Genomic DNA, 14526 nt, shown 5'->3' on the forward strand with positions numbered 1-14526 from the left:
AGTGCTAAAATGAAACTGTATTTCCTATAAAATTTTTACAGGAAAAAATCTCCTAGGAAGCTATAGGTCCTAGGAGAAAATTACATATAAAGGTTATTGGCCATCTGTATCTTGGGCTACCCAGACGCTGATGGAGCGTTCTGCCACTGGGAATTCAGCAGTACCGTCTTCTTGAACTTGGACAGTTTCGCTACAATTTTCTAGGACATCATAGTAGGTGAGACCTGCATAGGATGAGCCAATCTCCATGACTTTTGTAGCAGCTTGGTTATTCGAAATCAAGCAGGCGATTGGTGCTGAATCTTCTCTTCCTGAGCGTGTCCAACCGATGCAATTTGGATCATCGAAGTAGTCCGTTTGTTCCCCGTAGGCCAGATCTTTACGGACCCATAAGAGACGATCGAGAACCTCTTGGAAACTTTCTTGTGCAAATTTGCCTTGGATACCGTAGTAGTCTCCATAGAAGACACAAGGCAAACCAGCTTCACGAAGTAAAATCAAGGCATAGGCTGCAGGCTTAAACCATTCTTCAATGGTAGATTCCAAGGCTTGCCCTCTCTGGGTATCATGGTTGTCCACAAAGGTTACAGCCTGTTCAGGATGATTGAGCGCCAGTGTTCCATCAAAAATGGTTCGCAGGTCGAAATTTTCACCCTCTTGGCTAGCTCTGAAGAGGTTTTGGTGGAGAGCTACGTCGACCAGGTCATACAAGTAATCAATACTTTCCAAATACTCATCGTTGGTCTCTTTATCTCCATTCCAAAACTCGCCAAAGACGTAGAAATCTTCTCCAAATTTTTTAGTGATATTGTGGATGAAATTCTTCATAAAGAAGGAGTCGATGTGTTTGACGGCATCCAGACGGAAACCTTCTACACCAGTCGTTTCGATAAACCATTCAGCCCACTGATCGAGATTTTCTACAACCTCAGGGTGTTTGAAATCGATATCGGCGTACATGAGGTAATCGTAGTTTCCATTCTCTTTGTCCACCAGATCCCCATGAGCCCAACCTTTGTTGTCTCCTTGGATTTGGTAGATCCCATTCTTATTACGAGAAGCATCGTAGTCAGTACCGGTGAAGTGGTACCAATGCCAGTGGAAGTCATTATAGGCTCCATTTCGGCCATCAAAGGTAAATTTAGTCCATCCTTGAATGGTGAAGGGCTCAGTGAGGATCTTGTTTCGATCCATGGGATCGACTTCAACGACCTCGAACTCCTCTAGACCATCTGCTGCAGCTTTGTGGTTAAGAACGACATCAGCCATTGGTTGAATACCCACAGCTTTGAGGGCTTGAATGGCTTGCAGATAATCTTCTTTGAAGCCATATTTGGTACGAATCGTCCCTTTTTGGTCGAACTCTCCCAAATCAAAGAGGTCATAGACACCGTAACCAACGTCATTGTTAGAAGTAGCTTTAAAGGCAGGTGGCATCCAGACTTTACGAATACCCAAGTCTGCTAAGTGTTGCGCATCTTCAGCAAGACGCATCCAGTGGTTTCCATCAGCTGGCAGGTACCACTCAAAATATTGCATTAAGGTTTGATTTTCCATTGTTATTTCTTCTTTCATGTGAATGGTCCTATTTTACCAAAAATAGTTGGATGCGACAAACGTTTGCACTGGAAGCAAGCCCTTTCTAGAAAAGAAATCGCATACAGGAAAGAAGTGAGGTCGGGAGATAGAGTCATGGTTGCCTGTTGGCCACAGAGACATAGAAGTCTGATAGTAGGGATATCCATTATTCTATTTATATATAGTAGCAAAGAAGGGTGGTTTTGAAAGTGAAAGGAACCAATAGAGAGAGTATCGAAACGATTTTTACCGAAGCCTTGGCCATTCCAAGCTTCACCAACACGGAGACAGAGCAAGGAATCGAAGCCTTACTGGATCAACGGATTGCCCAAATCCCCTATTTTAAGGAACATCCGGACCACTTTGGGCGCTATCAGGTACCACAGGATCACTTGCATCGGTCGGTCAATTGGGCCTTGGTCGATAAAGGTAAGAAAAAAACTCTCATCCTTTTTCACCATCATGATACAGTCGATCTTGAAGACTATGGACATTTGTCGGAGATCGCGCTCGATTCTGATAAAGTAGCAGCAACATTGAAAATACTAGATATGCGACCAGATATCCAGGCTGATTTAGCTTCTGGTCAATGGAAATTTGGCAGAGGATCTTGCGATATGAAAGCAGCCTTGGCCCTTCAATTAGGGGTTCTAGAAGCCTATGCGGCGGATCCTATTGGAGGTCAGGTCAATCTGCTCTATCTCTCTGTTGGAGACGAGGAATCCTATTCACGTGGGATGCGGGGAGCTTTGGGGCTCCTGACAGATTTGCAAGAAAAGTTTGATCTGGATTATGTATTAGCAGTAGATTCGGAGCCCTTTGAATCGGATCTAGAAAAAGAAAAGGTCCTTCACATTGGTACGGTCGGCAAACTCATGCCAGTCGTTGTGGCACAAGGCGTCTTGTCCCATATGAAGGAACCCCTTAAAGGAATCAATGCCTTGTCCCTCCTAGTAGCCATCGCAAGCCAGCTAGATCTTCATCCCGATCTGGCAGATCAGGCGCTGGGAGAAACGTCTCCCCTCCCTTCTTGGTCCTATCTCAGAGATTTGAAGGAGCAGTACGATGTATCGACCGTGCTTTATGCGGCTGGATATTTCAGTGTGTTGCATTTGAAGAAAACACCGCAAGAACTCCTGCAGCGGATTTATGAACTTAGTCAGGAGGCCTTGGACGCCTTTTACAAGAAGTATGAACACTTGCAGGATCAGGCTGGCCAAGACCATATGATTGCAAGGCCAAGAGTTATCACCTATCAAGAGTTAGAGGAACGATGCCAAGCCATCGAGGACTACCAAGTCTTTAAGGAAGCTTCCAACAAAAAAGCGGAACAAGATTTTCGTGCAGGTACTAGCTACCAGAGCCTTGCGATTCAGCAAATCCAGCGACTGCTAGAGTTTCTCGGAGATAAGGATCCCATGGTGGTCATCGGTTTTGCGCCCCCATATTATCCTTCTATGAATTGTCGCTTTTTGGACAATACAGAACTCAAAATCGAGTCCTTGATCGAGGATTACCGCCAGTATCTGGACCAAAAGGGTTATACCTTAAAAGTCGAGGAATACTTTATGGGGATTAACGACACCAGTTATTGCGCCTTGGAAAAGGATGTGGCCTCTTACCAAGTCGTCCTAGATAGTCTGGCCACTCCGGCTCAAATTTATGATCTGGATCTGGATAAAATTGCCCAAATTCAGGTGCCAGCAGTCAATCTAGGCCCCTGGGGCAAGGAATTGCACAAGCGAGGGGAGCGGGTTTACCAAGAAGATTTCTTAGCAACCATTCCAAACTACCTGCTAGATTTGCTCTATCATTTCGATGATCTCTAATGACAATAGAAAACAAACACGATCCCAATGAGGATCGCACAAGGAGTTAGCATGATTACATTTCACGGAGTTACAAAAGATTACGATGGGCACATTGCCCTCAACCACTTGGATCTGACCATCGAAGATGGGCAAATTGTCGGCCTGATTGGACATAATGGAGCCGGCAAGTCGACAACCATCAAGAGTTTGGTCAGTGTCATTACCCCAACCACTGGGACCATCGAGGTAGATGGTCAGGACCTCTATAGCCATCGGCTTGCGGTCAAAAAGAAGATCGGTTATGTGGCAGATTCACCGGATCTATTCTTGCGTCTCACAGCTAATGAATTCTGGGAACTGGTTGCGACCTCTTATGATATGAGTCAGAAAGACTGTGATCAACGCTTGGAAGAGCTTCTCAGGATCTTTGATTTTCAGAGCCACCGCTATGAAGTGATTGAATCCTTTTCACATGGGATGCGCCAGAAGGTCTTCGTCATTGCAGCCCTCTTATCAGATCCAGATATCTGGGTCTTGGACGAACCGATGACCGGGTTGGACCCACAGGCTTCCTATGATTTAAAACAAATGATGCGGCAGCATGCGGATCGCGGAAAGACGGTTATTTTCTCTACCCACGTCTTAGAAGTAGCTGAACAACTCTGTGATAAGATCGCCATTCTCAAAAAAGGCAATCTCATTTTCTATGGGACGATCGAGGAATTGAAGGGCCAACACCCCGAACAAAGTCTGGAAAGTATCTATCTCAGTCTAGCGGGGCGGAAGGAAGAAGGTGGCGATCATGCGTCTTAAGATCATCCAACAGTTGGTCAATGTCAATATCATCTATGCCAGCCAGCCAGCTCAGATCGCAAAATTACGTGCCAAACAGGCCAAAAAACCGGACGTCAAACTCAATGTTGCCCGAAGATCGGTATTGAACTATCTCTCTTTAGGGTTTTTCTATTTCGTCTTGTTTGGTTTGCTCTTTAGTATCTATGATTTTGTCCATCAACCAGCCTTCTTTGTCAACATGGTGGCCCTTTTTTCCTTGATGACCATTTCCCAAGGTTTTATGAGCTTTTACAATGTCTTTTATGAAAGCAAGGACCTGCAGTTTTACCGGCCCTATGCTTTCTCAGATGCAGAAGTCATAGCAGGAAAGAGCATCTCAGTCATCCTGACTCTTCTCATGGCTATCCTTCCCTTGATCAGCTATTTTCTGATCCTCCCTGTACAGGCAGGTGGCTTTAATCCGTTAGGGATCCTACTAGGTCTCTTTTGTGCTTTGATTCTCTTAGCCGTTCTCTTTTTAGCGACGATCATCCTCTCCCATCTGATCACCAAGACCCTCTTTTTCAAAAAACACACGACCTTGGTCTCTAATCTCATGGTCGGAATCGGCTCCCTCCTCAGTCTAGGCGCTTATCTTTATCTAAATCTAGTCCAAACTCACCGGGTAGAGGTGTCGGGTGGAGCGGATATTCCCATTCTATTTCCACCTTTTACAGCCTTTCATCAGTTTATCCTCCATCCTTTTGAGGGAGGAGCGATCCTTGGCGTCTTGGGCTGGATAGCGGTGCTGTTGGTCTTGATCGGCCTGGTTCGCAAAATTGTCATCCCGCAATTCTATGATGCGGCCCTTGCAGTTGCGACCAACCAAACCGTCAAAGAGCGAGTGAGAGCGATCCATGTGGGTCAGAAAGACTCTTTTAGACGATTTGTCATTCAGTATCATCGCAGACTCTTGCTTGATGGAACCCTTATAGTGCAAGTCCTCTTGATGATGAGCATTCTGCCTTATATTTTCTTACTCAGTGGAGCAGTAGGAGCATCGAAAAATATAGGAGGCCTCAGTCCTTACTTGACAACCCAATATCTGGTGCCACTGGCTCTCGTTGCCTTCTTGATCGGTGTTTTCAATAGTTTTGGAGGCTTGACCGGTATCGGTATTTCGCTGGAGCGTGAAAACTTTGAGTACTTGAGATCGCTCCCTATTGATTTCAAGCGCTATCTCTTCCTGAAGTTTTGGATGCTCTATCTGGTGCAATCCATCCTTCCTGTCCTTCTTCTGGTTGGTGTTTGTCTCTATTTTGGCGTGCATCCCTTGGCTATCTTTGCCATGTTGCTGATCTGGGTCGTAACGACTATTCCGATTTGCATTCGAGACTATGTCAAAGATTTTCAAAATTTTAGCACCAATTGGACCAATATAACAGAGTTGATGACTCGTCATCGTGGGAATGCAGCTCTTCAGTCTATTCTCTTGATTGTCTTTCTCTTTGTGATGTTTCTCTTAATCATTGGCAGCTTCATTTGGACCTATCATTCCGTCAACACCCTGCTGGCTGTGATCCTTTATAGTGTTATCCTGCTAATCGGAGCAGGCATCAGTTATACCATCTACCGCAAAAAAATCCGCACTCTCTACCAAGAGATCGGAGAATAAAAAGAGAGAGTGGGACAGAAATCGGTCATTCGTTAGAATTTGATTTCGTCGTCCCACCTCCGTACAGTTGAGTAGGGCTGTAAAATCTGATGAAATCAGCGTAGTAGAGTCCACTTAACCACTGCGTCTTGCTCGACAATCCAAAAACAATTGAGAGGCTAGGACTTTTGTCCTAGCCTCTTTTTAGTGGTAACTTAAATCTCATACCCCATGAGGAGCCCGCCTTCTTCGGCATAGAAACTACAAAGTCCGGAAGTAGGAAGAACTTCGATGTTTGCACGGGCAAATTTTTCACGAACCAATTCAGAGAATTGCTCGATAAATTTTTCATTGTTGCGGTGGGCGATGGTAATATGCCCGCCATTATAGCCTGCCTTGATTAATTCATCAAAAGCAGCCTTGATCGCTTTCTTTTGGCCCCGTGCTTTTTGAAGCAACTCGAGGGTACCCGTCTTACTAGCTTCCCCAACCATACGGATATTGAGGAGCCCGACAACCGTTCCAATCAATTTGCTGAGACGCCCATTTTTGACTAGATTATCAACCTTGGCCAAAACAAAGAGCAACTTGGTTTTTTCTTGGTATTTGGTGATGACTTCGACCACTTGATCAAAATCGAGACCTTCAGCTACCAACTGGTTGAGTTTTCGAACGATTAGGTCCACCTCGCCCCCAGCTGACAAGCTATTAATGACGTGAATATTGGTATTCGGATGCTCTTCCAGATAAATTTTCTTGGCCACCTCAGCACTATTGTAACTACCAGAAAGGGTACCTGTGATGGTAACAACGAAGATATTATCCGCCCCTTCAAAAGACTTCATATAGTCATCCGGACTTGGGCAGGCAGACTTAGATGCAGTCGCAGTCGCATACATCTCTTCCATCATCTGATCGATAATGAGGTGGGCGTCATCTGTATAGATGGTCTCGCCCACTTGGATGGTCAATGGAACACTGATAAACTCTGTATCTGGTGCCAGATTGTCCAAAGAGCGGTAGTCGCAGCCTGAATCCGCAATAATTTTCCATTTCATTAGTAATTACCTCATAGTTATATAAAAATGTACATTGACAAGTAGTATGTCTTCTTTTACAATTATATCATGAAGTACCATGCTATCCAAGCAGATATCATCAGGTGAGACAGATAGAAAGTAAATGTTATGGCAGAAAGAAAAATATCTGAGAAATCCTTGGAAAATCTCAAACGATTTAACCAAGAAAACAATGCGATTACACGAGAATCCATCGAAATCTCTCTTTTGCAATTGTTGGAGAAAAAAGATCTGAAAAAGATCACCATCTCTGAGTTGGTTCAGCGTGCTGGGGTCTCTCGCGCGGCCTTTTACCGTAATTATGACTCCAAAGAAGAGATTCTAGAGTCCATCTTTCAATCTAGTATCGCAAAGATTACCAAGTCTTTAGATGGCTACAACCTTAAGACAGACCTCTACCAGGTCTGGGTCTACCTCTTTAAGGAAGTCAAGAAAGAAGCCAAAATCATTAGCCTAGCCATTGATTATAATTTTGAGCGCCTCTTGACCAAGGCAGTCTATGATTTTCTAGAAAAACGAAATGGCAGTTCCTCAAATGGCGCTGGCAGCTACCTCAATTCTTTCTGGAGCTCTGCCATCGTCTCAGTCATCTCCAAGTGGATCAAGGATGGCATGAAGATTCCCGCTGAGAAGATCGCGACCCTTGGCCTGCCCCTCTTTCCACAAAAGAAGAAGTAATCACCACCGAGAGGTGGTTTTTTTGGTGCAACTACCACCAACTAGTGAGGAAGTTGAATAAGACGCAAAATTTCGGTATCATGTTAGGAGTTAACTTGTAGAATTAAACCATTAAGTTGGACTTTTAAGTGATTTATTTTAAGACAGAGTAAATAAATGCCAAATCACAACAAGCTACTAACTAAGGAGATTTATGGTAAAAAATTATAAAGAACTAAGAAAACGATACAATATTCCAGTGATAGTCCTATTGGTCATTCTAGCCTTACCGTTTTTATATGTCGTGCAAGTGACTCAAAGTAAAAAAATTGCTCTCATTTGTTTTTTGATTTACTTACCATTTGAGCTGGTTCTAGTTATCATTAAAGATACTCTTTTAATTAAGAAGTTGAATAGTCTTATCTACGAGGATATCAATCTTGACTTGATGGCAAGCTATATTCTGAACCAAAAAAGAAAAAGTATCAAAACTATTAAAGCGCGTGTACAGGTTGCCACTATTTTCTATTTCTATAGGATTGGTGACTTTGGATCCATTGAAGCAGTTGTAGACGAACTCAAAAAGAATCAAAAGTTTACAGATGCTGAACAAGTAAAATTAAACGAAATTCTATTGAATGCAAACTTATTTTCTAGACCTGATTTGAAGGAAGATGAGTTTGAGGAATTGCTCTCTGACTATTTAGCAGATGTTGAACCACTCAAGATGGCATATAGAGCCCGCTACGATATACTGGTCAAAAAAGAGCCCAATGATGCCGTCTTACAGGAAGTGACGTACAACAAGTTCTCACAATTGGAATCTATGTACCTAAGGGCAGTCAATGAATACCTCAAAGGGAATAGAAACAAGGCAATGGAGCTATTTCGTACCATTGCGAAAGAAGATGAGGGATTGTATCTGGTCCGAATGGCTCAGGCCTATCTAGATAGTGAAAACTCAGGAGAAAAGAGTGTTTTACTTGATGAAAGACAAGAAGAAGTCACTTTGAAGCTATTGCGAATGCTCGTAAGTTTCTAGAAGAGATTGCTACTCCTAAAAACCAAATCGACCAGATTTGTCGGGTAATCAATGCTGTTTCTTTCAGCAAAAACCGCGGTAAACATCCAGAAACCATAGAAGGCAAGATTGTCCAGGATGCAGACCGCCTAGATGCGATAGGAGCTGTAGGAATTGCGCGAACTTTTTCCTATGGTGGCTACAAAGGGAGGTCCCTTACTGATACCGTCCAACATTTCCACGACAAGTTGCTCCTTCTAAAAGATGAAATGAACACGGAGACTGCTAAACAAATGGCAGAAAGTCGCCATCAATTTTTAATCACCTTTCTAAATGAACTAGAGACGGAACTCTAACAAAAAAAACCTGTCTGAAATGATCTCAGACAGGGGTCTTTCTTTATTCTTGGATCATGGCTAGGAGATCCTCTCCTGTAGTGGTTGGAAGGATCCGAACTCGTTTGAGGGAATAGAGGCCATCAGCGGAGCTGGCGAGTCCATTTTTAGTGGTGAGGCCCAGTTTGTAGTCAGCTTTCTTGGCTTGGTCGATCGTGACCTGGCTGTAGCGACCAGATGGGTAGACGATAACGCTGGTATTTTGATCCAGCACCCTGTCCAGCAGGCGTTTAGAAGCAACGAGCTCATTCTTTTGAGTCTCGAGACTGGAATTGGCTAGGTCTGGATGATTGACTGTATGGCTTTCAAATGTTAAGCCAGCATGTTTCATCTCTTTGATTTGGTCAAAGGTCAGGACATTTTCTTTTTCCTGTTGGGTAAAGTCTGTGATGATATTGTTGGTGGCCGTCATCTTGTATTTCTTAAGAAGCGGATAGACGATGGTATAGAAATCCTCGACGCCATCATCAAAGGTCAGCCAGACATATTTCTTACCTTTTGGCACTTCGTTCTTTGCGAGGATCCGATAAGCCTCCTCAGGTGTCAATGTGTAGTAACCCGCTTTTTTCAGGGCCTTTAGTTGGCTCTCAAAGGTTTCTGGATCGACAATTAGATTGGCATTGGCAGCTTCGGACTCAGCCATATTGTGTACAGAGTGGTACATGAGGATGGGCAGTTTGACCGGCTTTTTCACTCGGGTCCACTCGATAGAGGAGCTGTCTTCATCTAGCGAGCGCGTCATGGCAGTGTTACTTGTATTTCCATCACTGGGTTGAGTGATCCGTTTGATCAGAAGAAAGCTACAAATAAAGATAGAAACCAGAAGAAGGGCATTGATCCCAAGTAGGATTTTGATTTTTTTAGGTAGTCTTCGTTTACTCATGGTGTCACCGCTTTCATTATTTTCTTTATTGTACCACAAATTCTATGTTCTTTTCCAGAACTTGCTACAGCTTGCTATTGTCATGAAGATTCAGACTTTTTAAGGCAATTGGCTGTAAAAAACGCAAGTTTTTGTTATAATGGACCTATTATAGAAAATTCAAGGAGACCCATAGGATGTCTGTTAAGATTGCCTTACTAGGATTTGGTACTGTTGCCAGTGGCGTACCATTTTTATTAAAAGAAAACCATGAAAAGATTAGCCAAGCTGCTCAGGATGACATTGAGATTGCCAAGGTCTTGGTTCGCGATGATGCGGAAAAGCAAAGCTTGCAAGCGGCTGGCCATGACTACAACTTTGTGACCAATGTCGATGAGATTATTGAAGACAAAGAGATTGCCATCGTGGTCGAATTGATGGGCCGGATTGAGCCAGCGAAGACCTTTATCACCCGTGCTCTTGAAGCTGGTAAGCATGTGGTCTCTGCGAACAAAGACCTTCTAGCTGTTCATGGAAGCGAATTGCTAGAGGTTGCTCAAAAACATCAAGTAGCTCTTTATTATGAAGCTGCAGTAGCAGGTGGGATCCCAATCCTTCGAACCTTGGTGAATTCCTTGGCTTCTGACAAGGTGACCAAAGTACTCGGTGTGGTCAATGGAACATCTAACTTCATGATGACCAAAATGGTGGAAGAAGGCTGGACTTATGAAGATGCTTTAGCAGAAGCGCAACGCCTTGGTTACGCTGAAAGTGACCCAACCAATGACGTCGAAGGGATCGATGCAGCCTACAAGATGGTGATTTTGAGTCAATTTGCCTTTGGGATGAACATCCAATTTGACCAAGTAGGTCACAAAGGGATCAGCCAGATCACTCCTCAAGATGTCTCTGTTGCTCAAAGCCTTGGTTATGTGATCAAACTGGTCGGCTCGATCGTTGAAACGCAATCAGGTATTGCAGCAGAGGTGACACCAACCTTCCTTCCAAAACAACACCCACTTGCTGGTGTGAATGACGTCATGAATGCGGTCTATGTGGAATCCATCGGGATTGGTGAGTCTATGTACTATGGACCTGGTGCTGGCCAAAAACCAACTGCGACAAGTGTCGTTGCCGATATCGTTCGCATTGTCCGTCGTCTAAAAGAAGGAACGATCGGTAAAGCCTTCAATGAATACAGCCGCCCTCTTCAATTGGCTAAGCCTGAAGATGTGAAGAACAATTATTACTTCTCAATCAAGGCACCAGATGCGACTGGTCAAATCTTGCGTCTCGCGGAGATCTTTAATGCAGAAGGAGCTTCCTTCAAGCAAATCCTCCAAGAAGACTCTGATGGTCACTATGCAAGTGTGGTCATCATTACCCACCAAGTTAATCAGACCCAATTCAAGAACTTGGTTGAAAAACTGGATTCAGAGCCGAATTTCGAACTCTTGAATACCTTTAAGGTCTTGGGAGAATAAGCATGAAGATTATTGTTCCAGCAACCAGTGCCAATGTAGGGCCCGGATTTGATTCTGTTGGTATCGCTGTTTCTAAGTATTTGACCATTGAAGTCCTTGAACCAGCAGATGCTTGGTTGATTGAGCATGATCTAGGAGCAGGAATTCCGACAGACGAGAAGAACCTCTTGCTCTCGACAGCCCTTTCTATCTCAACTGATATGCAGCCCCATCGGATCAAGATGACCAGTGAAGTGCCTTTGGCGCGTGGTCTTGGTTCTTCTAGCTCTGTCATTGTAGCTGGGATTGAGTTAGCCAATCAATTAGCCGACCTCCAGCTATCAGATGATGAAAAATTACGTATCGCGACCAAGATTGAAGGTCATCCGGACAATGTAGCCCCAGCTATTTTTGGGAACTTGGTCATTGCCAGTTACATCGGTGAAGATGTCCAATATGTGACAGCTGACTTCCCAACTTGTGATCTGGTAGCCTTTGTTCCCAGCTACCAATTGAAGACCAGTGATAGCCGCAATGTTTTGCCGATAGAATGGTCTTATAAGGAAGCTGTTGCAGCCAGTAGTGTAGCCAATGTGGCTATCGCAGCCCTCCTCAAAGGCGACTTGGTAACGGCTGGTCGCTCCATCGAGTTGGATCAATTCCACGAGCGCTACCGTCAATCCTTGGTTAAAGAATTCCCTCAGGTCAAAGAAGTTGCGCATCAACACGATGCTTATGCCACTTACCTTTCTGGTGCAGGTCCAACGATCATGAACCTTTTGGCACCGGAGCATACCGCATCCTTTGTAGCAGCTCTCGCAGCACTTGGGCTAGATGGTCAGATTTTCCAGCTTAAAATCGACACATTTGGCGTTTGTGTCGAGAAATAAGACTGAATGTAACACAATTGAAAAAAGGATGTATACATTTGTATATGTCCTTTTTCTTGATCCTATGGTAGAATAAGGAACTGTATGGGGAAATGCTCAAGCTTTCCCAATCATGTAGGGGGAAAAATGAAACCAGAATATTTACATAATATTGCTACAGATCTTGGTCTGCAGTTTGATAGTGAAGCGCGTGTCATGTATGGAGAGCGCGAGGGATTTTTATTAGTCATTGAAGGAACGGAAACCAAAAATGTTTTTAACATTTCATTCAGTGCTAAGCAAGGATCAGAGGGAGATTTGATCGAAGAGGGAAAAGACATCTGGGATGACTTAAAAACACAATCAAAAGCCATTCATGCGATTTCCTTCAATGATTATCTAACAACTGTCGTCGTCAAAGGTGGGATGACCAAAGGGAAGGCTGTCGAAACCTTGTGGACAGCCATCCAAGATATTGTCGATTTCTTGCTCAACCACCAATTCGTGCAAGTCAATGCGGCAACGGGTGAGGAAGAACCAATTGGTCTGTATCAAATCGGTGATACCATCTATTTAATCGATGATGCTACCTTCCAGGACTACCATGCAGAGGTTCAAGATACGGTTCAAGCATACGACGATCGGAAAGAAAACTTCCTTTTGGGGATAGTTGGGGCCGTAATCGGTGTGATCATCGGTGGAGCAGTTGCCCTCTTAGTAGCGCGTCTCGGCTATGTATCTGTTTTGGCAGGTGCAGCCCTCGGTTTTTGTACCATCAAGGGTTATGAGATTCTTGGTAAAAAATTGACTAAAAAAGGTGTGGTGGTCTCAGCGATTTTGATGGTCTTGACAGTCTTATTGGTTAACCAATTAGATTATATTTTGTTTCTCATGGATGAGTATGCCTTGCCATTCGATGTATCTTGGAGTCTCTTCAACGAAGAGACATTTAAGGGGAATTTTCCAGAAAACTACTTCTTGGAGCTAGGGAAGTTAGCTGTCTTCACTCTTGGTGGTGCTTGGATTTCAGTTCAATCAGCTCTGGAAGGGAAAAAGAATCGTGCCATCGCACGTAAAATTGCCTAATTTATTAGAAAAGAAAAAAGCTGGGCAGGCCGTGTCCAGCTTTTGCTATTTCCTAGTAGTGAGTGCGTCCAACACTTTTAAAATTGGCTTGAAGAGGCTGGTGAATTTACCAGCCTCTTTCTTTATTGGGGGTCGAAAAAAAGTCAAAAATTTGGTATAATAGTTTGTATTTTATAGAGAGAGAATATACTGAAAGATGATCGAAAAAATAAACCAAATTCTTGAAGGGATTGATATCCGTTTTCAAGAACCATTAAAACATTATACCTATACCAAGGTTGGTGGGAATGCTGAATTTCTGGCCTTTCCTCGTAATCAATACGAATTAAAACGCATTGTACGCTTTGCAAACCAAGAGGATATTCCATGGATGGTCCTGGGGAATTCTTCGAATATTATTGTTCGAGATGGGGGAATTCCTGGTTTTGTTATTATGTTTGATCGCTTGCGGGACATTAGTGTGGATGGCTATGTGATCGAAGCAGAAGCAGGTGCAAAACTCATCGAAACGACTCATGTAGCCTTGTATCATAGTTTGAAAGGTTTTGAGTTTGCTAGTGGCATTCCAGGAAGTGTCGGTGGGGCTGTCTTTATGAATGCTGGAGCTTATGGGGGAGAGATTGCTCATGTTCTGGTATCTTGTAAGGTCTTGACCAAGGAAGGGGAAATTGAAACCTTGTCGGCGAAAGAGTTGGCTTTTGGCTATCGTCACTCAAAGATTCAAGAGACAGGGGCTGTCGTCATCTCTGCCAAATTTGCTTTGTCTCCAGGTAATCACGAGCAAATCAAACAGGAAATGGAGCGTTTGACCCATCTTCGTCAGTTGAAACAACCCCTTGAATACCCTTCGTGTGGATCTGTCTTTAAGCGTCCAGTGGGCCATTTCGCTGGTCAGTTGATTAGTGAAGCAGGACTAAAAGGCTATCGAATCGGTGGTGTTGAAGTCTCTGAAAAGCATGCTGGCTTTATGGTCAATGTGGACAATGGAACAGCTAAGGACTATGAAGATTTGATCGCTTATGTCATTGAAGCAGTAGAGTCTCATTCGGGTGTCCGTTTAGAACCAGAAGTTCGCATTATTGGCCAAGCCTAAGAGCTTGCTTTTAAACACAATTTATAGTGAACCATCGATAGCATCTGTTGGAGAGGGGGTGAGTGCCTATCGATACCGTAAATAGGTGGGGCAGTCTAGTAAGTCCCCGAGAGGTATTGGTGGCCTGACAGGTTTTCCTGTCAGCCGCTGCGTTTTCGTTTGAAAAGCAGTTTGGTAATCGCAG

At 43.8% G+C, this 14526-nt stretch carries 12 protein-coding genes and 1 pseudogene; 10 read left to right on the forward strand and 3 right to left on the reverse strand.

Annotated features, from left to right (window positions below; genetic code table 11):
- Nucleotides 1-93: 93 nt before the first annotated feature.
- A complete protein-coding gene (locus tag QM968_RS06945) occupies nucleotides 94-1575 on the reverse strand; it encodes an alpha-amylase (protein ID WP_414383183.1) in 1482 nt (493 codons plus the stop codon).
- Nucleotides 1576-1787: 212 nt separating this feature from the next.
- Between QM968_RS06945 and QM968_RS06950 the strand changes: the two genes are divergently transcribed.
- Genes QM968_RS06950 through QM968_RS06960 form a run of 3 tightly spaced genes read left to right on the forward strand, consistent with a single transcriptional unit; the run spans nucleotide 1788 to nucleotide 5838 of the window.
- The gene (locus tag QM968_RS06950; RefSeq protein ID WP_414383286.1) at nucleotides 1788-3407 is read left to right on the forward strand and encodes a M20/M25/M40 family metallo-hydrolase; all 1620 of its coding nucleotides are present in this window, start codon (nucleotides 1788-1790) and stop codon (nucleotides 3405-3407) included.
- 51 nt (nucleotides 3408-3458) lie between these two features.
- On the forward strand, nucleotides 3459-4202 hold the full coding sequence (locus QM968_RS06955) for an ABC transporter ATP-binding protein (RefSeq protein ID WP_009731248.1): 744 nt from the start codon (nucleotides 3459-3461) through the stop codon (nucleotides 4200-4202).
- Nucleotides 4192-5838 (forward strand): hypothetical protein, encoded by a 1647-nt coding sequence (locus QM968_RS06960; RefSeq protein WP_414383185.1) that lies wholly within the window; start codon nucleotides 4192-4194, stop codon nucleotides 5836-5838. The genes QM968_RS06955 and QM968_RS06960 overlap by 11 nt, the downstream gene beginning before the upstream one ends.
- A gap of 194 nt (nucleotides 5839-6032) precedes the next feature.
- On the opposite strand, the gene QM968_RS06965 is transcribed toward QM968_RS06960, so the two are convergent.
- Nucleotides 6033-6875 (reverse strand): DegV family protein, encoded by an 843-nt coding sequence (locus tag QM968_RS06965; RefSeq protein WP_414383187.1) that lies wholly within the window; start codon nucleotides 6873-6875, stop codon nucleotides 6033-6035.
- A gap of 129 nt (nucleotides 6876-7004) precedes the next feature.
- On the opposite strand from QM968_RS06965, the gene QM968_RS06970 reads away from it, so the two are divergent.
- The 3 genes and pseudogenes from QM968_RS06970 to QM968_RS06980 all read left to right on the forward strand — a co-directional run.
- The gene (locus tag QM968_RS06970; protein WP_013903748.1) at nucleotides 7005-7574 is read left to right on the forward strand and encodes a TetR/AcrR family transcriptional regulator; all 570 of its coding nucleotides are present in this window, start codon (nucleotides 7005-7007) and stop codon (nucleotides 7572-7574) included.
- A gap of 193 nt (nucleotides 7575-7767) precedes the next feature.
- On the forward strand, nucleotides 7768-8595 hold the full coding sequence (locus QM968_RS06975) for a hypothetical protein (protein WP_414383189.1): 828 nt from the start codon (nucleotides 7768-7770) through the stop codon (nucleotides 8593-8595).
- Nucleotides 8574-8930 (forward strand): annotated as a pseudogene (locus tag QM968_RS06980) (HD domain-containing protein); the annotation flags it as partial. The gene QM968_RS06975 and the pseudogene QM968_RS06980, both read left to right, overlap by 22 nt.
- A 43-nt stretch (nucleotides 8931-8973) precedes the next feature.
- Here the strand turns inward: QM968_RS06980 and QM968_RS06985 are convergent.
- Complete coding sequence (locus QM968_RS06985; RefSeq protein WP_414383191.1) at nucleotides 8974-9852, reverse strand: polysaccharide deacetylase family protein; 879 nt, start codon at nucleotides 9850-9852, stop codon at nucleotides 8974-8976.
- 176 nt (nucleotides 9853-10028) lie between these two features.
- Between QM968_RS06985 and QM968_RS06990 the strand changes: the two genes are divergently transcribed.
- The 4 genes from QM968_RS06990 to murB all read left to right on the forward strand — a co-directional run bounded on the left by QM968_RS06990 (nucleotide 10029) and on the right by murB (nucleotide 14342).
- Nucleotides 10029-11315 (forward strand): homoserine dehydrogenase, encoded by a 1287-nt coding sequence (locus tag QM968_RS06990; protein WP_414383193.1) that lies wholly within the window; start codon nucleotides 10029-10031, stop codon nucleotides 11313-11315.
- 2 nt (nucleotides 11316-11317) lie between these two features.
- Nucleotides 11318-12184: a homoserine kinase gene (gene thrB, locus QM968_RS06995; RefSeq protein WP_414325746.1), complete on the forward strand. Its 867-nt coding sequence runs from the start codon at nucleotides 11318-11320 to the stop codon at nucleotides 12182-12184.
- 126 nt (nucleotides 12185-12310) lie between these two features.
- Complete coding sequence (locus QM968_RS07000) at nucleotides 12311-13249, forward strand: hypothetical protein (protein WP_414383195.1); 939 nt, start codon at nucleotides 12311-12313, stop codon at nucleotides 13247-13249.
- Nucleotides 13250-13445: 196 nt separating this feature from the next.
- On the forward strand, nucleotides 13446-14342 hold the full coding sequence (gene murB, locus QM968_RS07005; RefSeq protein ID WP_414383197.1) for a UDP-N-acetylmuramate dehydrogenase: 897 nt from the start codon (nucleotides 13446-13448) through the stop codon (nucleotides 14340-14342).
- Nucleotides 14343-14526 lie beyond the last annotated feature (184 nt).

It is taken from the genome of Streptococcus sp. OMI870, assembly GCF_047460295.1.
Taxonomy (GTDB): domain Bacteria; phylum Bacillota; class Bacilli; order Lactobacillales; family Streptococcaceae; genus Streptococcus.